We start from the raw sequence: 20,108 nt of genomic DNA on the forward strand, positions 1-20,108 counted from the left end.
GGGGGGGGGGGGTGGGGGGCCGGGCGGCCCGGACCCGCGGGGGTACGGGTCCGGGCCGCCGGCCGGCTAGTCGACCCGGATCGGGAGCCGCCAGACCCCGGTGAACTCCGGGGAGGTGAGGAAGGTCGGCCTGTCGTCCGGGTCCACCCTCAGCTTCGGGAAGCGGTCGAAGAGGATGTTCATGGCCACCCGGCCCTCCAGCCGCGCGAGCGGGGCGCCGAGGCAGAAGTGGATGCCCCGGCCGAAGCCGATCTGCGGGTTGGGGGTGCGCGCCGGGTCGAAGACGTCCGGGTCCGCGAAGACGCGGGCGTCGCGGTTGGCGGCCGAGAACCACACCTCCAGCACGTCGCCCTCGGGGATCCGCACCCCGCCGATCTCCACGTCGCGGGTGGTGACCCGGTAGCCCGCGGCCAGCGGGCTCAGGTAGCGCAGGGACTCCTCCAGCAGGGTCGGCACCAGCGACCGGTCCTCGCGCACCCGCCGGTCCACGTCGGGGAAGGCGTCCAGGCACAGGATGGTGTTGCCCAGCAGCATGGTGGTGGTGATGTGGCCGGCCGAGATCAGCAGGTTGGCGAAGTTGACGATCTGCCGGTCGGTGAGCCGTTCGCCGTCGACCTCCGCCTCGACGAGCCGGGACAGCAGGTCGTCCTGCGGCTCGGCGCGCCGCTGCGTGACCAGTTCGAGGATGTAGAAGCCCATCGCCATCGCCGCTTCGGCCTGGGTGTCGAGGGACTCCTCCTGCGCCTTGTCGCCCTGGTGGGTGGTGAGCTGGGTGCTCGCCATGAGGGACTGGTCGGCCCATTCCTTGAGGAGCTCGCGGTCCTCGCGGGGGATGCCGAGCATGTCGCAGATGACGATCACGGGCAGCGGGTAGGCGAGGGCCTCGGCGAGGTCGAAGGTGTCGCCCTCGATCCGGTCGAGCAGCTCGTGGGTGAGGGCGGCGATGCGCGATTCGAGCTCGGCGACCATCTTCAGGGTGAAGGTGCGGCCCACCAGCTTGCGCAGCTTCTGGTGCTCCGGCGGGTCGGCCTGGGTGAGGTTGCCGTCGAAGGCGACGGCGGCCTGTTCGGGGCTGACGTAGCGGGCGGCGACCTCGGAGGAGTACGTGGCGGGGTCGCCGAGGATCTCGAGGGTCTCCGGGTAGCCGTAGACGTGCCACATCCCGACTTCGGGGTCGTACTCGACGGGCGCCTCGGGCCGGATGCCGCGCAGCCAGAAGTGCCGTGGATGCATCTCCCACTTGTCGAGGGGGGTGCTGGTGGTGGTCATCGGGGGTCTCCTTCGGCGGCCCGGTCCCGGGCCTCGGGTCGGCGCCTCATCGGACGAGGAGCGGAAGCTCCGAGGTCGAGATGACGTGGGGCAGCGGCAGGAAGGACGGCGGGTTGTCCGGGTCGGTCCGCATCTTCGGGAAGCGGTCCAGCAGGATGTCGGTGGCGATCCGCCCCTCCATGCGGGCCAGCGGCGCGCCGAGGCAGAAGTGGATGCCCCGGCCGAAGCCGATGTGCGGGTTGGGGTCGCGGTACGGGTCGAAGACGTGCGGGCGGGCGAACATGCGCTCGTCGCGGTTGGCCGCCGAGAGCGAGATCGCGACGAGCTGGCCCGGGTGGACCGGGACGCCGGCCAGCTCGCCCTCGGCGACGCACGCCTTGTAGGCCGTGGCGATGGGGCTGAGGTAGCGCAGCGACTCCTCGATCAGGCCGGGGGTGAGGTCGGGGTTGCCGCGGACGGCGGACAGGTGCTCGGGGTAGGCGTCCAGGCACAGGAGGGTGTTGCCGAGCAGTGCGCTGGTGGTGGCGTGTCCGACGACGAGCAGCTCGTTGGCGAAGTTCACCACCGCGTTGTCGCTGAGCCGCTCGCCGTCGACCTCCGCCTCGACGAGCTTGGTCAGCAGGTCCTCGCGGGGCTTGGTGCGGCGTTCGGCGGCGTGTTCGCGCAGGTACTGGAACATCTCCGGGACCACGCGCATGGCGGCCTGGGCGTCGACGTCCTCGTCGAGGTCCCGGTCGCCCGAGGTGAGGGCGACGGCGCTGTGGGCCATCCGGTCGACCCACGTCTTGAACAGGTCGCGGTCGCTCTGCGGCACGCCGAGCAGCTCGGAGATGACGATGATCGGCATCGGGTAGGCCAGGTCGTTCACCATCTCGATGCTGTCCTGGCCGTCGACCGCGTCGAGGAGTTCGTGGGTGATCTCCACCATCCGCGGCTCCAGGGCCGCGACCATCCCGCGGGTGAACGCCTTGCTGATGATCTTGCGCAGTTTGGTGTGGTCCGGCGGGTCGGACTGCAGCAGGGTGCCGTCGCTGAACTCGGGGTCGATCTCCACGTCGCCGGCGATGAGTTCGGCGACGTCGCTGGAGAACGTCTTCGGGTCGCCGACGACCTCCAGCACCTCCTTGTAGCCGTACACGTTGACGATGCCGTAGTCGTTGACCTCGACGGGATGCTCGGGCCGGTGCCCGCGCAGCCAGAAGAACTCGTCGTTGATGCCCAGGCGGTCGACGAAGGCCGCCGCTTCCGTCTCCTGCGCGCCGGCCGGTGTCCCGGTCATGGTCAGTTCCCCCCGAGGTGCTCGTTGATGATGCGGGCGATCTCGGCCGCGGGCTGGGCCTTCGGCATGCCCATGTGCGTGGCGTCGATGTCGTACTCGTGGACGGTGCCGGTGATGTGCGGGGCCCAGATGGCGGCGTAGGACTCGTCCGGGTTCTGGGTGGCGTTGAAGAAGACCGCGTCGCCGTCGTAGACGGGCGAGTCCCACTCCAGGAGCATCTCGGCGTGCGACTTGAACAGGTGGCTGCCGTTCTCCACCAGGGCCTCGCGGTCCTCGTCCACGCCGGAGCCGATGAAGAACTCCTTGAAGAACTCCCGGACCTCCGGCATGTTCACCGGGTCCTCGATGTGCCGGAACCAGCCGCTCGGCGGGCTGTCCATGAGGGCCAGCAGCGCCACCTGGTGTCCGCGCCGCTTCAGTTCGGCGGCGAGGGCGTGGGCGTACGTGCCGCCCGTGGAGTGCCCCACCAGGTGGTAGGGGCCCTCCGGCTGGGCCGCGAGGATCTGCTCCAGGTAGTCGTCGAGCATCGCCTGCGTGGACTCGGCCCGGCCCGTGCCGTCGAAGCCGCGGCCCTGGATGCCGTACACCGGCCGGTCCCCGAGGAGCTGGGCGAGGCCCACGTAGGACCAGCACAGTCCGACACCCGGGTGGACGAACCACAGGGGCGCCTTGGAGCCCTCGGTCCGCATCGGCAGGACCACCGCGAAGGGGTCCGCGAAGACGGGCGCCTGCGCCGTCTTGACCTGGTCCTGGAGGTACTCGGCCAGCTTGGCGACGGTCGTGGCCCCGAACATCACGCGGATCGGGACCTTGGCCCCGAGGACCGCGCGGATCCGGCTGATGAGCTTGGTCAGGCGCAGCGAGTGGCCGCCCAGGTCGAAGAAGTCGTCGTCGATGCCGACCCGCTCCAGTTCGAGGGCCTCGGCGAACAGCTTCGCCAGGGTGGTCTCGAGCGGGTTGCGCGGGGCACGGTAGTCGACTCCGCCGCTGTACTCCGGGTCCGGGAGGGCGTCGCGGTCGAGCTTGCCGTTCGGGGTGAGCGGCAGCTGCTCCAGGGTGACGAAGGCGGACGGGACCATGTACTCCGGCATGCGGCTGGTGAGGTGCTTGCGCAGGTCCTCGGCCACCACGCGCTCGCCCGGCGCGGGGATGACGTAGGCGACGAGCTGCTTGTCGCCGGCCAGGTTGTCGCGGGCGGTGACGACGCCGTGGTCCACCGCCGGGTGGGCCGCGAGGGCCGTCTCGATCTCGCCGAGCTCGATGCGGTAGCCGCGCACCTTGATCTGGTTGTCGGTGCGGCCGCGGAAGACGAGCTGTCCGTCGTGGGTCCACTCGACCAGGTCGCCGGTGCGGTACATGCGCTCGCCGGGCTCCCCGAACGGGCAGGCCGTGAACCGCTGGGCGGTCAGGTCCGGCCGGCCGACGTAGCCGCGGGTCAGGCCCGCGCCGGCGATGTAGAGCTCGCCGGGCACGCCCGGCAGGACCGGCCGCAGCGCGGAGTCCAGCACGTAGACGCGGGTGTTGCGGATGGGCCGGCCGATGGTGACGGCGGTGTTGGAGGTGAGTTCGCCGGCCGTCGCGCCGATGGTGGTCTCCGTCGGCCCGTAGCCGTTGAACATCCGGCGTCCGGCCGACCAGGTGGCGACCAGTTCCGGTGAGGCGGCCTCACCGGCCACCATCAGCGCCTCGACCGAGGACAGCGATCCGGCGGGCATGGCGGCGAGCACCGTCGGCGTCAGGATGGCGTGGGTCACCCCGAAGGCGTCGGCGGTCTCGGCGAGCGGCGCCCCGGGGGCGAGCCGGTCCGGGTCCGCCATGACCAGGGCTCCCCCGGCGAACAGGGACATGCACATCTCGCCGACGGAGATGTCGAAGCTCGGCGAGGCGAACTGCAGGACCCGGCTGCGGGCGGTGATGCCCAGGAGCCCGGTCACCTCCGCGACCATGTTCGCGAAGCCGGTGTGGGTGACGGCCACGCCCTTCGGGCGGCCGGTGGAGCCGGAGGTGTAGATGACGTAGGCGGTGTTGGCGACGGCGAGCGGGCAGGGCCGCCGCGCGTCGGCCGGCGGCGCGGGGTCCGCGCCGTCCAGGGCCTGGGCGAACTCCGGTTCGTCCAGGACCAGCAGCTCCGACGGGAGGTCGGGCAGCCGGTCGGACGTGGCCCGGTCCACGAGGATCAGTCCGGTCCCGGAGTCCTCGACCATGTAGGTGAGCCGGTCCGCCGGGTAGGCCGGGTCGAGCGGCAGGTAGGCGCCGCCCGCCTTCATCACGGCGAGGACCGCGACCGGCCACTGCGGCGAGCGCCGGAGGGCCACGCCGACGACCGTCTCCGGTCCGACCCCGCGCTCGACGAGGACCCGCGCCAGCCGGTCGGCCCGCGCGTCCAGTTCCCCGTAGGTCACCTTCTGGTCCTCGAAGAGGACCGCGGTCTCCTGCGGTGCCTCGGCCGCCTTCCGCTCGAACAGGGCGGGCAGGGTGAGCGCCGGCTCCTGCGTCCGCGTCCGGTTGAAGTCGAGCAGGAGGCGCTCGCGTTCGGCCTCGTGCAGGACGTCCAGTGCGCCCACCGGGATCTGCGGGTCGGCGATGAGCTGCCGCAGGATGTGCAGCACCCGCTCGGCGATCCGCTCCACCGTCGCCGCGCTGATGTCCTGCCGCTGGTACTGGAGGATCATGCGCAGGTAGGGCTCGGCGTCCGCGGCGAGGCCCACGAGGTAGGCGGCGCCGGCGGAGGGCCGGATCCCGGTGAAGGAGACGCCCGCCGCGGTGTTGGCCGCGCCCAGTGCCTCCTTGTCGACCGGGAAGGACTGGAAGAGCACGATGGTGTTGAAGAGCTCCTTCAGGCCGGCCTCCCGCTGGATGCGGTGCAGCCCGAAGTGGTGGTGGTCCAGCAGTGCCGTCTGGCGCTCCTGGAGGTTCTGCAGCACCTGGGCGAGGGTGTCGCTCGGCGCGTACTCGGCGCGGATGGGCAGCGAGTTGACGAACAGGCCCACCATCTGGTCGACGCCGGGCACCTCCGCGGGCCGGCCGGACACGGTCGTGCCGAAGATGACGTCCCGCTTGCCGGTGAGCTGTCCGAGCATCAGCGCCCAGACGCCCTGGACCAGGGTGCCCATGGACACGCCCAGTTCGGCTGCGCGCTTCTTCAGGGCGCGGGCCTCGTCCAGCGGCAGCGGGACGTCGACCTGTCCGACGCGGGCGTCGTCGCCGCCGTCCGCGGGGGTCTCGGCGGGGAGCAGGGTGGGCTCCGCGACGCCCTCCATCTCCTTGGCCCAGGCCGCCGCGGCGGCCTTGTCGTCGCGGCGGGACAGCCAGCGCAGGAACTCCCGGTACTCGGGCACCCGCGGCTGCTCGGAGGCGTCGCCCTCGGACGCGTACAGGTAGGCGAGGTCCCGTACGAGCAGCGGGAACGACCAGCCGTCGAAGAGCGCGTGGTGCACGGTGAGCACCAGCTCCGAGGTCTCCTCGGCGAGCTGGACCAGCGAGGCCCGCAGCATCGGCGGCGTCGCCGGGTCGAACTGGGCGTAGTGGTCCTCGGCGAGGATCCGCTCCAGCCCCTCCTCGCGGGCGCTGTCGTCGAGGCCGCGCAGGTCGGCGACCCGCCAGGGCAGTTCGACCTCGTCGAGCACGAGCTGGGTGAGGTCGCCGCCCGCGTCGGTGACGAACGCGGTGCGCAGGTTGGCGTACCGGTCGAGGAGCGCCTGCGCCGCCACCCGCATCCGGGCCGCGTCGACCCGGCCCTGGACGTGGAAGGCCACCTGCACGATGTGCGGGTCGAAGGCGTCCTCCTCCAGGCGCATGGTCTCGAAGAGCAGACCGAACTGGAGCGGGGTCAGCGGCCAGACGTCGGCCAGGCCCGGGTACTGCTCCTCCCAGCCCTCGATCTCGCTCTGCGTGAGACGGACCAGCGGGACGTCGGAGGGGGTCAGGCCGCCGGCGCCGGGGGTGGCTGCGTGGTGGGCGAAGCCCTCCAGCGCGCGCACCCACAGGTCGGCGAGTTCCCGTACCTCGGCCTGCGCGAGGACACCCGCCGGGTAGGAGACGCGGGCGTTGAACCGGGGGCCGTCGGCGGTGTCGGTGACGTAGGCGCTGATCTCGACGGTGGACAGCGCGGGCATGTCCGCGTCGAGGTCGGCGGCGAGGCCGAGGGCGTCGGCGGCCAGGGTCCAGCCGGAGCCCTGCCCTGCGTCGGCCGGGGCGGCGGCCGCGACCCGGCCCAGGTAGTTGAAGGAGATCTGGGGGGTCGGGCGCCAGTCGAGCTCGGCGGCGGTGGACGGGTTCAGGTGGCGCAGCAGGCCGAAGCCGACTCCCTTGTCCGGGACGGCCAGGAGCTGTTCCTTGACGGCCTTGAGGACGCCGCCCGCGGCGGCGCCGCCGGAGATCGCCTCCTGCACGTCGTGCCCGGCGAGGTCGAGCCGTACGGGGAACATGCTGGTGAACCAGCCGACGGTACGGGACAGGTCGGCGCCGGGCACGACCTGCTCCTCGCGGCCGTGGCCCTCCAGGCGGATCAGGGTCGAGGACGCCTCGACGCCGCGGTCGGCGCGCCACTGCGTCACCGCGAGGGCGAGCGCGGCCAGCAGGCCGTCGTTGACTCCGCCGTGGAAGGCCGTGGGCAGGGTCGTCAGCAGGGCCTCGGTGACCTGCTCCGGCAGTTCCAGGGAGACCGACTCCACGGTGGACATGACGTCCACCGCCGGGTCCAGCGGGCGTGCGCCGAGGACGGGGTCGTCGCAGTCGAGCACGTCGGACCACCGGGCGAGCTCGGCGATGCGGTCCGGGTCGGACGCCTCGTCGAGGAGGGCGTGCGCCCAGCGGCGGGCGGAGGTGCCGACCGCGGGCAGGGCCGGGGCGGAGCCCGCCTCGACCTGCTCCCAGGCGGTGGCGAGGTCGGGGAGCAGGATGCGCCAGGACACGCCGTCGACGACGAGGTGGTGCAGGACCACCAGGAGCCGGCCGGCGCCCCGCTCGGGGGCGAACCACACGAACTGGGCCATGGTGCCGGCGGCCGGGTCGAGCCGGCCGGTCGCGGCGTCCAGTTCGGCCCGGGCCGACTCCAGCCACGCCTCGTCCCAGATGCCCGTGCAGGGCACCCGGTGCACCAGCGCGGCCGCGTCGACCGTGCCGGGGGCGGAGACCTCCAGGCTGCCGCCGGCGTCGAGGACGAGGCGGGAGCGCAGGATGTCGTGGTGGTCGAGCACCGCGTCCAGTACGGCGGTCAGGCCGTCCTCGTCGATGCCGTCGGGCAGTTCGAGCGCCGCGGACATCGAGAACCGGTCGAAACTGCCGCCGAGTTCGAGCATGTACCGGGCGATCGGGGCGAGCGGCATGGATCCGGTGCCGCCGCCGTCCAGCTCGGCGAGGGCCGGGCCGAGGTCCGCCCCGCCCGCGGCGGCGGCCAGCTCGGCGACCGTGCGCAGTTCGAAGATCTGCCGCGGGTTGACCACGACGCCCTGGGCCTTCGCCCGGGAGACGATCTGGATGGAGCGGATGCTGTCGCCTCCGATGGCGAAGAAGTCGTCGTCGATGCCGACCCGCTCCAGGCCGAGGACCTCGGCGTAGACGGCGGCGAGCACCTCCTCGGTGCGGTCGCGCGGGGCGCGGTAGCTCTCGCCGGTGAAGTCCGGCTCGGGCAGGGCCGCGCGGTCCAGCTTGCCGTTGGGGGCCAGCGGCAGCCGGTCCAGCGGTACGAGGACCGCGGGGACCATGAACTCCGGCAGCCGGCCGGTGACGAAGCGGCGCAGCTCGCGCATGGTGAGGCCGGAGGTCATGTCGGCCTCGAAGCGGCCCTGCGCGTCGACCTGGCCGCCGGAGTCCGGCGAGCCGACCACGTAGCCGACGAGGCGCTTGGACCCGTCGGGGGTGCTCTGGGCGGTCACCACGGCGTGTTCGACGCCGGGGTGGGCGGTCAGGGCCGCCTCGATCTCGCCGGGCTCGATGCGGAACCCGCGGATCTTGAGCTGGGCGTCGCCGCGGCCGACGTACTCCAGCTGTCCGTCGGCCCGCCACCGGGCCAGGTCGCCGGTGCGGTACATCCGCGATCCGGGCGGCCCGTACGGGTCGGCGGTGAAGCGCTCGGCGGTCAGCGCGGCGCGGCCGTGGTAGCCGCGGGCGATGGCGCCGGCGACGTACAGCTCGCCGACGGCGCCCACGGGCACCGGCGCCAGGCCGGCGCCCAGGACGTAGGCGCGCATGTTGCCCAGGGGGGCGCCGATCGGGGCGGTGTGCGCGGCGTCCCACTCGCCGTCGGCCGGGAGCGCGAAGGTGCTCGCGTAGAAGCTCTCGGTCTGGCCGTAGGCGTTGACCACCCGCACGCCGGGAACGGCGTCGCGGACCCGGGCGGCCAGGGACGCGGGCAGTGCCTCGCCGGCGAACACCACGGCGTCCGCGGTGATCTTCCCCTCGACCTGGTCGAGGAGCTCGGCGAAGACGGAGGGGACGGTGCTGATCACGCCGCCGGTCCAGCCGCCGCGCTCGCCGATGACGAGGACGTCGCGGGCCAGTTCGACGGTGCCGCCCGCCGCCAGCGTGGTGAAGACCTCGAAGACGGAGACGTCGAAGTTGACGGAGGCGGCGGCGAGGGTGCGGGTGCCGCAGTCCACGCCGATCGTGGAGGCGAGCCGCAGCACGCCGTTGACGACGCCGGCGTGGGTGACGGTCACGCCCTTCGGGACGCCCGTGGAGCCCGACGTGTACATCACGTACGCGGCGTTGCCGGGCAGCACGGCCGCGGGCGCGGCCGCGGCCGGGTCGGCGGGGGCGCCGAGGGCCAGGTCGCCCAGGTACAGGCGGGGGGTCCCCGTCTCGGGCAGGATCCCGGCGGTGGCCGCGTCCGTCAGGACGAGCGCCGGGCGGGCGTCGGCGAGGATGTGCTCCAGGCGCCGGCTGGGGTACTTGGGGTCGATCGGCAGGTAGGCGCCGCCGGCCTTCAGGACGCCCAGCAGGGCCGCGACCAGGTCCGCGGTGCGCGGCAGGGCGACGCCGACCACGCTCTCGGGTCCCACGCCGTGCCGGCCGAGCTCGCGGGCCAGCCGGTTCGCCCGCTCGTCGAGCTCGCGGTAGGTCAGCGACTCGTCGCCGCAGACCAGCGCGACCGCGTCGGGGCGCCGCTGCGTCTGGAGCTCGACCAGGGCGGGCACGGTGACCTCGGGGGTCGGCTCCTGCGTGGTGTTGAAGCCGTGGAGCACCAGCTCGCGTTCGGCCCCGTCCACCAGCTCGACGCAGGCCACCCGCTGCTCGGGGGCGGCGGCCAGCAGGCCGACGATCCGCACGAAGCGGTCGGCGACGGCCTGGGCGGTCTCCCGGTCGAACAGGTCGGTGGCGTACTCCAGGAGACCCACCACGCCCATGCCGGGCAGGTCGGCCATGTTGAAGAACAGGTCGAACTTGGCGGTCTCGGTGCGGACCCGTTCGAACTCCACCTGCAGACCCGGCAGCGCGAAGTCCTTACGGGCGAAGTTCTGCCAGGCGAACATCACCTGGAACAGCGGGGAGTAGGCCGTGGACCGCTCGGGGTTGAGGACCTCCACCAGCCGCTCGAAGGGCACGTCCTGGTTGTCGTACGCGGCCAGGGACTTGGCCCGGACGCGCTCCAGCAGCTCCGTGAACGCGGGGTTGCCCGACAGGTCCACGCGCAGCACCCAGGTGTTGACGAAGAAGCCCACGAGTTCCGCGAGGGCCTCGTCGGTGCGGTTGGCGATCGGGGAGCCGATCGTCAGGTCGTCGCCGCCGCCGAGGCCGTGCAGCAGGACGGCCAGGGCGGACTGGAGCACCATGGAGGAGGTCGCGCCGCTGCGGCGCGCCAGCTCCTCGACCGCGGCCGCGACCTCGGGGGCCAGGGCGAACTCCACGGCGTCGCCGCGGTGGGAGGCCTTGGCCGGGCGCGGGCGGTCGGAGGCGAGCTGGAGCGGCTGCGGCACGCCCGCCAGTTCCCGGCGCCAGTAGCCGACCTGCGCGGCGAGCGCGCTGGCCGGGTCCTCCTCGTCGCCGAGCACCTCGCGCTGCCACAGCGTGTAGTCGACGTACTGGACGGGGAGCTGCGTCCACTGCGGGGCGCCGCCGTCCTTGCGGGCCGCGTAGGCGGCGGCGAGGTCGCGGGCCAGCGGGGCCATGGAGGAGCCGTCGCTGGCGATGTGGTGGATGAGCAGGACCAGGACGTGCTCCTGCGCTCCGATCCGGAGCACGGGGGCCCGTACCGGGATCTCCGTGGCCAGGTCGAAGAGGTACGCCGAGGCCTCGGCCATGGCGTCGTCCAGCGCGCCGGGCGCCACCTCCACGAGCGGGACCTGCAGCCGCGCCTGGTCGGCCGGCAGCACGTGCTGGGCGGGGACGCCGTCGGCGTCCTCGACGATCAGGGTGCGCAGGCTCTCGTGGCGGGCGACGACGTCGCCGAGTGCGGCCTCCAGGGCCGGCAGGTCCAGCTCGCCGGTCAGGCGCAGCGGGAAGGGGGCGTTGTAGGTCGCCGAGGGGCCCTCGAACCGGTCGATGAACCACAGGCGGCGCTGGGCGAACGACAGCGGTACGGAGTCGGGGCGTTCGGCGGTGCGCCGCAGCGGTGCCCGCACGGGCGCGCCGGCCGCGAGGTGTTCCACCAGCTCGACGACGGTCGGTGCCTCGAAGACGACCCTGATGGGCAGTTCGACGTCGAGGACCTGCCGGATCCGGCTGACGAGGCGGGTGGCGAGCAGGGAGTGGCCGCCCAGGGCGAAGAAGTCGTCGTCGATGCCGACCCGGTCCAGGCCGAGCACCGCGGCGAACAGGCCGCACAGGACCTCTTCCTGCGGGGTGCGCGGGTCGCGGCCGGTGGCGGCCGCCGCGAAGTCCGGGGCGGGCAGGGCCCGCTGGTCCAGCTTCCCGTTGGGCGTCAGCGGCACCTCGGCGATGGCGACGACGGAGGACGGCACCAGGTGCTCCGGGAGGCGCTCCTGGAGGTAGCCGCGCAGGGCCCCGACGAGGGTGCCGATCCGGCCCGCGGCGGCCGGCTCGTTGGCCAGGACCCGGTCGGCGCGGCCCGAGGGCGTGAAGCCGCCGGTGAAGACCTGGTCCGTGACGGGACCGGTAGGCACGATCACCGCGTCGAAGCACTCGGCGGCGGCGGACGACCAGGTGAGCAGGACGCCCCAGCCGCGCTCGGCGGCCCATTCGCGCAGGTCCTGCGGGTCCAGGACGGGGCCGGCGACGGCGGGCACCTCGATGACGCCGACCGCGGCGGCGGACTCGACCTCGTCGGCGAGCCGCGCGTTGGGGATGCGGGTGACGCGTACGGGCTGCTCGCCGTGGCCGCGGACGAACTCCTCCAGGCCGAAGAAGTCCTCGACCTGGCTGCCCCAGCGCAGCGCCGGGACGTCGCGCAGGTCGGTCGCGGCGACGGGCGCCTTGTGCAGGAGGACCTCGTAGCGGTGGCGGGTCAGCTCGTTGTGGGGGCGGCCGGCCTTCAGCCGGATGTCCACGCCGCCCGCTCCGTGCCGCTCGGCCCACCGGGTGAACCACTCGGGGTCGAGGACGAGCTCCTTCTCCATGAGGATCGCGCGGGCGACGGCGGCGCGGCTCACCGGGGCGGAGGCCTCGGGGTGCAGGGCGCGCTGCACGCCGCTGCGGAAGAGCCGCAGCGTGGCGGCGTTGCGGACGTCGCCGATCAGGACGCGTCCGCCGGGGGCCAGCAGCTCCATCGCGCCGGCCAGGACCCGGTCCATGTACTCGGCGTCGGGGAAGTACTGCACGACCGAGTTGATGACGACGAGGTCGAAGTGCTCGCGCGGCAGACCGGAGACGTCGTCGCCGTTCTGGTGGCGCAGGTGCACGCGGTCGCCGAAGCCGGTCTGCTCGACCTGCACCAGCAGCCGGTCGACGACGGCGGCGGACATGTCGGTCCCCCAGTACTCCTCCACCTGCCCGAGGGTCTGGGACATGAGCAGGCCGGTGCCGACACCGATCTCCATGACGCGGCGCGGCGACCAGTTGGTGATCTGCTCCACCGCGGCGTCGCGCCACACGGCCATCTCGTCGAGGGCGATGGGCGCCCCGCCGGTGTAGCTGGAGTTCCAGCCGGTGAAGTCCTCGCCCCAGGCGGCGTCGGAGACGGCGTAGAGGTCGTCGTAGATCTCCTCCCACTCGTCGACCTGCTCCTCGGCGCCGGAGGTGTCGGAGCCGTCGACGCGCGGGACGACGTACCCGACCAGGCGGCGTTCGCCGGCCCGGTCCTCGTTCCAGGTGACGACGGCCTGGGCGACGTCGGGGTGCGCGGCCAGGGCGGCCTCGACCTCGGCGGGCTCGATGCGGAAGCCGCGGATCTTGACCTGGGTGTCGGCGCGGCCCCGGAAGACGAGTTCGCCGTCCGCCGTCCAGGCCACGACGTCGCCGGTGCGGTACATGCGCTCGCCAGGGGCGCCGAACGGGGAGGCGACGAAGCGCTCGGAGGTCAGGGCCGAGCGGTGGGCGTAGCCGCGGGCCAGGCCCGCGCCGGCGATGTACAGCTCGCCGGGGACGCCGGGGAGGGTGGGGCGCAGGCCCGCGTCGAGGACGTAGACCCGCATGTTGTCCATCGGGCGGCCGATCGGGATCGGCTCGCCGACGCGCTCGGGGTCGGGCATGGGGTGGGTGGTGGCGAAGGTGGTGGTCTCGGTGGGGCCGTAGCCGTCGACGACCTCCAGTCCGGGGCAGGCCCGCAGGGCGCGGGTCACCGAGGCCGGGGAGACGACGTCGCCGCCGGTCCACACCTGGGACACGCCGGCGAAGCACTCCGGGTTCTCGTCGGCGATCACCTTGAACAGGCCGGCGGTCAGCCACAGCGCGGTGACCCGCTGCTCGGTGATGACGGCGGCGAGGGCTCCGGCGTCCAGCTTGCCGACGGGCGCCACCACGGCGGTGCCGCCGCCGAGCAGCGGGACCCACAGCTCGTAGGTGGAGGCGTCGAAGGACTGCGCGGAGTGGACGAGGACCCGCTCGTGGGCGCCGCCGCGGTAGCGGCGGTCCAGTGCGAGGCCGGCGACGGCCCGGTGGGTGACGCCGACGCCCTTGGGCAGGCCCGTCGAACCGGAGGTGTACATCACGTACGCGAGCTGGTCGACGCGGTCGTGTGCGGCGGCGGCCGGCGCGTCGGCGGGGGCCGCGTCGACGGCTGCGGCGGTGCCGGCGTCGTCGAGGACGAGGTGCGGGCAGGCGCCCTCGGGCAGGCCCGCGGCGATCTCGGTGTCGGTCAGGAGCAGCGTCGGGGCGGCGTCGCCCAGCATGAAGGCGATGCGCTCGGCCGGGTACTCGGGGTCCACCGGCAGGTAGGCGCCGCCGGCCTTGAGGACGGCCAGCAGGGCCGTGATCAGTTCGGGCGAGCGGGGCAGGGCCACGCCGACGACGGACTCCTGTCCGACGCCGCGGGCGGCCAGGACGTGGGCCAGCCGGTTGGCGCGGGTGTCCAGCTCCCGGTAGGTGAGGGTGCGGCTGCCGGAGGCGACGGCGACGGCGTCCGGTGTGGCGGCGGCCCGCTCCTCGAACAGGGCGGCCACGGTCCTGCGGGGGACGTCGACGGCCGTGTCGTTGAACTCCTCCAGGACCCGGGCGCGTTCGGCGGACTCCAGGACGTGGACCGAGCCGACGCGGGCGTCGGGGTCGGCCACGAGCTCCTGGAGGATCCGTGCGAAGCGGGCGGCGATGCCCTCGACGGTCGCCGGGTCGAAGAGGTGGTGCTGGTACTGGAGGGCGACCCTCAGGTGCGGGTCGGCGAAGGCCATCACGACCAGCGGGTAGTGGGCGCCGCTGAGCGGGCTGATGCCGGTGATCGAGATGCCCGCGGCCGAGTTCGCCTCCTTGATGGCGACGCCGTCGATCGGGTACGACTCGAAGCCGACGAGGGTGTCGAAGAGGACGTTCAGCCCGACGGAGCGGTGGATGTCCAGCAGCCCGTGGTGGTGGTGGTCGAGCAGGGCGCTCTGCCGGTTCTGCAGGTCGCGCAGCAGCCCGCCGAGGGTGGCGCCGGGGGTGCACTCCACCCGCACGGGCAGGGTGTTGATGAACAGGCCGACCATCGCGTCGACGCCGGGGACGACGGGCGGGCGGCCGGAGACGGTGGCGCCGAAGACGACGTCCTGGCGGCCGGTCAGTCCGGCGAGGACGAGCGCCCAGGTGCCCTGGACGAGGGTGTTGAGGGTGAGGCCCAGCTCGGCGGCGCGCCGGCCGAGGTCGCGGGCGTCGTCCGCGGACAGCGGGATGTCGATCTGGCCGATGCCGGCCGGGTCGGCCGCGGTGTGCGCGTCGGGGGCGATCAGCGTCGGCGACTCGACCCCGGCGAGCTCGGCGGCCCAGGCGCGGGCGGAGGCCTCGCGGTCCTGGCCGGCCTGCCACACCAGGAAGTCGCGGTAGCCGGGCACCCGGGGCAGCGCGGAGGCGTCGCCCTCGGAGCCGTACAGCCGCAGCAGGTCCTGCATGAGGACCGGGATGGACCAGCCGTCGAAGAGGACGTGGTGGGCGGTGAAGACGAGCTCCCAGCGGTCGGGGGCCATCATGACGAGGGACATCCGCACGAGCGGGGCGCGGGCCAGGTCGAAGTGCGAGGCGTGGTCCTCCGTGAGGAAGCGCTTCAGCGCCTCCTCACGGCCCTCCTCGCCGAACCCGCTGAGGTCGAGGTACTGCCAAGGCAGCTCCACCCGGTCCCGTACGACCTGCACGCGGTCGCCGGCCGCGTCGTACACGAACGCGGCGCGCAGGTTGGCGTACCGGTCGAGGAGGGCCTGCCCGGCGGCCCGCATGCGGGCCGGCTCGACCTCGCCGGCGAGGTGGAAGACGAGCTGCATCTGGTAGGCGTCGAAGGTGGATCCGGCGAGCTGCGCGTGGAAGAGCAGGCCGTCCTGCATGGTGGTCAGCGGCCAGACGTCCTCCAGGCCGGGGTGGCGCTCCTCCCAGGCCTCGATCTCCTCCTGGCCCACCCGCACCAGCGGGACGTCCGAGGGGGTCAGGCCGCCCGCGCCGGGCGCGGCGGCGTGCCGGGCCAGGGCCGTCAGGGCGGTGCTCCACAGCTCGGCGAGCTCCTCGACGTCCTCCTTCGCGAGCAGTCCGGCGGGGAAGGCGAGGCGGGCGGTGAGCTGCGGGCCCTGCTCGGTGTCGGTGACGAGCGCGCCGACGTCGAGGGTGGAGAGGGCCGGCATCCGGCCGCCCGGCTGCGCGATCAGCCCGGTGGTGCCCTCGGCGAGGGTCCAGCCCAGCCCGCGCAGGTGCTCGGGCACGTCCGAGGAGGACGAGAAGCGGCCGAGGTAGTTGAAGCCGATCTGCCCGGTGGGGTAGCGGCGCAGCACGTCCGCGGTCTGCGGGTTCAGGTATCGCAGCAGGCCGTAGCCCACGCCCTTGTCGGGGAGGGACAGGAGCTGCTCCTTGACGGCCTTGACCGCGGCTCCGGCGGCGGGGCCGCCCGCGAAGGCGTCGTCGAGGTCGATGCCGGCGAGGTCGAGGCGGGCGGGGAACATCGTGGTGAACCAGCCCACGGTGCGCGACAGGTCGGCGCCGGGGACGACGTCCTCCTCGCGGCCGTGTCCCTCGACCCGGATCAGGGCGGAGGACTCCTCGATACCGCGAGCCCGGCGCCAGCGGGCGACGGCCAGGGTCAGCGCGGCGAGCAGGCCGTCGTTGACGCCGCCGTGGAAGGCGGCCGGGAGGGTGGTCAGCAGGGTCTCGGTGACCGGCACGGGCAGCGTGAGCCAGGTGTGGTCGACCGTGGACATGGTGTCGACGGCCGGGTCCAGGGCGCGCGATCCGAGGAGGGGGTCGGGGCCCGCGACGACCGAGCGCCACAGGGCGAGTTCGGCGACGCGTGCGGGCTCCTGCGCCTCGTCGGCCAGGGCGTGCGCCCACCGGCGGGCCGAGGTGCCCGTCGCGGGCAGGTCGGGGGTGCGGCCCTCGCGGACCTGCTCCCAGGCGGCGGCGAGGTCCGGCAGCAGGATGCGCCAGGACACGCCGTCGACGACGAAGTGGTGCAGGACCAGCAGCAGGCGGCCCGCGCCGTCCCGGGGGGCGAACCAGACGAACTGCGCCATGGTGCCGGCGGCGGCGTCCAGCCGTCCGGTGGCGGCGTCCAGCTCGGCGCCGGCCCGCTCGAACCACCGCTCGTCCCAGATGCCGTCGCACTCCACGCGGTGGATCAGCGCGTCGGCGTCGACCGAGCCGGGTGCGGCCACCTCCAGGGCGGCGCTCCCGTCGCCGGTGACGAGCCGGGAGCGCAGGATGTCGTGGCGGTCCAGGACCGCGCCGAGGGTCGCGGCGAGCCCGGCCCGGTCGATGCCCTCGGGCAGGTCGACGGCCGTCGACATGGCGAACCGGTCGGTGTCCTCGCCCAGTTCGAGCAGGTACTCGCCGATCGGCAGCAGCGGCATCCGGCCGGTGCCGGCGCCGTCGAGCTCCGCGAGCTGCGGGCCGGTGCCGGCTTCGGCGCCGAGGGTGGCGACGGCGGCCAGCTCGGCGACGGTGCGGTGGTCGAAGATCTGCCGCGGGCTGACCTCCACGCCGCCGCTGCGGGCGCGGGAGACGACCTGGATGGAGCGGATGCTGTCGCCGCCGATGGCGAAGAAGTCGTCGTCGATGCCGACCCGGTCGAGGCCGAGGACCTCGGCGTAGACGGCGGCGAGGACCTCCTCGGCGGCGTCGCGCGGGGCGCGGTACTCGCCGCCGGTGAAGTCGGGCTCAGGCAGCGCCGCCAGGTCGAGCTTGCCGTTGGCGGTCAGCGGCAGTCGGCCGACCATGACGAACACGGCCGGGACCATGAACTCGGGCAGCCGGCCCGCGGCGAAGCGCCGCAGCTCGCGCACGGACACGTTGGTCGTGAGGTCGACGTCGAGGTCGCCGAGGCTGGCGACGGTCCCGAAGCCGCCCTGGTCGGCGTCGAGCGGGACGACGTGGCAGACGAGCTGCTTGCTGCCGCGGCCCTCCCGGATGGTGACCACGGCCTGGGCGACGCCGGGGTGCGCGGTCAGGACGGCCTCGATCTCGCCGGGCTCGATGCGGAAGCCGCGCACCTTCATCTGCGCGTCGTCGCGGCCCGCGTACTCCAGCTGTCCCGCGGTGTTCCAGCGCGCCAGGTCGCCGGTGCGGTACATGCGCGATCCGGGTGCGCCGTAGGGGTCGGCGACGAAGCGGTCGGCGGTCAGGGCGGCGCGGCCGAAGTAGCCGCGGCCGATCTCGCCTGCGACGTACAGCTCGCCGACCACGCCGGCCGGGACGGGCAGCAGGCCGGGGCCGAGGACGTAGGTGCGGACGTTGCCGAGCGGGGAGCCGATGGGGGCGCTGCCGGCGCCGTCCCACTCCTCGTCGGCGGGCAGGGCGAAGGTGGTGGCGTAGAAGGACTCGCTCTGGCCGTAGGCGTTGACCACCCGGACGCCGGGGATCGCCTCGCGGACGCGCCGGGCGAGGGAGGTGGGGAGGGCCTCACCGGCGAAGACCACGGTGTCGACGGTGATGCCGTCGCCGACCTGCCCGAGGAGTTCGGCGAAGACGGACGGGACGGTGCTGATCACGCCGCCGCTCCAGCCGCCGCGCTCTCCGATCACCAGTACGTCACGCACCAGTTCGACGGTGCCGCCGGAGCAGAGCGTCGCGAAGATCTCGAAGACGGACACGTCGAAGTTGACCGAGGTGCCGGCCAGTACGCGCGTCCCGGCGCCGACGCCGATGGCCGAGGCCAGTCCCAGGACGTCGTTGACCACGTTGGCGTGGGTGATCGCGACGCCCTTGGGCGTGCCGGTGGAGCCCGAGGTGTAGATGACGTAGGCGGTCTGGCCCGGCCGGGCGCCGGCGGCGGGGGCCTGGGCGTCCTGCGGGGCGTCGGGGCCGATGTCGCCGACGAACAGCCGCGGGACCTCCGTGGGCGGCAGTACGCCGACGGTCTCGGAGTCGGTCAGGATCAGCGCGGGCGCGGCGTCCTGGAGGATGAAGTCGAGGCGGCGGCTGGGGTACCGGGGGTCGATGGGCAGGTAGGCCGCGCCGGCCTTGAGCACCCCGAGCAGGCCGGCCACCAGGTCGGCCGTGCGGGGCAGGGCGACGCCCACGAGGGTCTCGGCGCCCACGCCGTGTGCGGCGAGCTCCTGTGCGATCCGGGTGGCCCGGGCGTCGAGTGCGCGGTAGGTGAGGGTCTCGTCCCCGGCCTCCAGCGCGACCGCGTCCGGGGTCGCCGCGGCCTGGCGCTCGAAGAGCTCGCCGACCGACACCCGGGGCAGCTCGACGGCCGTGTCGTTGAACTCGCCGACCACGGTGTCCAGTTCGTCCTGGCCCAGGACGGGCGCCAGGGCGACCGGGCGGTCCGGGCGGGCGACGACCTCGCGGATGACCCGAAGGTAGCGGTCCACGACGGACTGGGCCGTGGAGCGGTCGAACAGGTCGGTGGCGTACTCCAGGTAGCAGAGCATGCCCGGGCCCTCGGGGTCCGAGAAGTAGTTGAACTCCAGGTCGAACTTGGCGGTCGGGGTGGCGAGCACCTCGAAGCGCGCCCGCTCCAGACCGGGCAGCTCCAGGTCGATCCAGGCGTCGTTCTCCCAGGTGAACATGACCTGGAACAGCGGGTGGTAGGCGGTGGAGCGCTCGGGGTTGAGGACCTCCACCAGGTGCTCGAAGGGCGCGTCCTGATTGTCGTACGCCGTCAGGGCCTTCTGGCGCACCTGCTCCAGCACCCCGTCGAAGGTGGGGGCGCCGGACAGGTCCGTGCGCAGCACCCAGGTGTTGACGAAGAAGCCGACCAGGTCGGCGAGTTCGTCGTCGGTGCGGCCGGCGACGGTGGAGCCGATGGCGATGTCGTGGCCGGCGCCCAGGTGCTGGAGCACCACGGCGAGTGCGGCCTGGAGCACCATGGGGACGGTCATGTCCCGCTCGCGGCCCAGGGCCTCGACGGCGGCGAGCAGCTCGGCGTCGATCGGGAAGCCGACCGTGTCGCCGCGGTGGCTGGCCACCGGCGGGCGCGGGCGGTCCGTGGACAGGCGCAGCGGGGTCGGAACGCCCTGGAGCTCGTCCTTCCAGTAGGCGACCTGGGTGGAGACCACGCTCGCCGGGTCCTTCTCGTCGCCGAGCAGTTCGCGCTGCCACAGCGTGTAGTCGACGTACTGCACCGGCAGGTCGGCCCACTGCGGGGCCTCGCCGCGCAGCCGGGCGGTGTAGGCGGCGGCCAGGTCGCGGGAGAGCGGCTCCATCGACTCGCCGTCGCTGGCGATGTGGTGGACGAGCAGGAGCAGCAGGTGCTCGCGCTCGCCGGAGCGCAGCAGGGTGGCGCGGACGGGTATCTCCGCGGCCAGGTCGAAGGCGTACTGGGCGGCCTGGCGGACGGCCTCGTCGACCGCGTCGGGAGCGACCTCCACCAGCGGTAGGTCGACCTGCGCGCCGTCCACCGGCAGCACCTGCTGCGAGGGGACGCCCTGCTCGTCGACGACGATGAGCGTACGGAGGCTCTCGTGCCGGGCCACGACATCGCGCACCGCCGACTGCAGGGCAGTCCGGTCGAGCTCGCCGGTCAACCGCACGAGGAAGGGGACGTTGTACGTGGCCGACGGCCCCTCGAACCGGTCGATGAACCACAACCGACGCTGTGCGAACGACAACGGGATCA

The 20,108-nt window shown here is 73.5% G+C and carries 3 protein-coding genes; all 3 read right to left on the reverse strand.

The genetic code is table 11. From position 1 onward, the window contains the following. Window positions 1-66: 66 nt before the first annotated feature. The 3 genes from AVW11_RS29080 to AVW11_RS38715 are packed head-to-tail and all read right to left on the reverse strand — an operon-like array spanning window position 67 to window position 20,100. Complete coding sequence (locus AVW11_RS29080; RefSeq protein WP_030838615.1) at window positions 67-1,269, reverse strand: cytochrome P450; 1,203 nt, start codon at window positions 1,267-1,269, stop codon at window positions 67-69. Between the two features lie 46 nt (window positions 1,270-1,315). After that, entirely contained in the window at window positions 1,316-2,548 is a 1,233-nt protein-coding gene (locus AVW11_RS29085; RefSeq protein WP_051699414.1) for a cytochrome P450, read from the reverse strand. A 2-nt stretch (window positions 2,549-2,550) separates the two neighbouring features. Further along, window positions 2,551-20,100 (reverse strand): non-ribosomal peptide synthetase, encoded by a 17,550-nt coding sequence (locus AVW11_RS38715; protein ID WP_158076170.1) that lies wholly within the window; start codon window positions 20,098-20,100, stop codon window positions 2,551-2,553. Window positions 20,101-20,108: the final 8 nt, after the last annotated feature.

The sequence above is a fragment of the Streptomyces amritsarensis genome, assembly GCF_001953875.1.
GTDB classification, from domain to species: Bacteria; Actinomycetota; Actinomycetes; order Streptomycetales; family Streptomycetaceae; genus Streptomyces; species Streptomyces amritsarensis.

Excerpts from the sequence above, each read along its gene's own strand:
- AVW11_RS29085 (WP_051699414.1), bottom strand. The coding sequence starts at position 2,548 with ATGACCGGGACACCGGCCGGCGCGCAGGAGACGGAAGCGGCGGCCTTC.
- AVW11_RS29080 (WP_030838615.1), bottom strand. The coding sequence starts at position 1,269 with ATGACCACCACCAGCACCCCCCTCGACAAGTGGGAGATGCATCCACGG.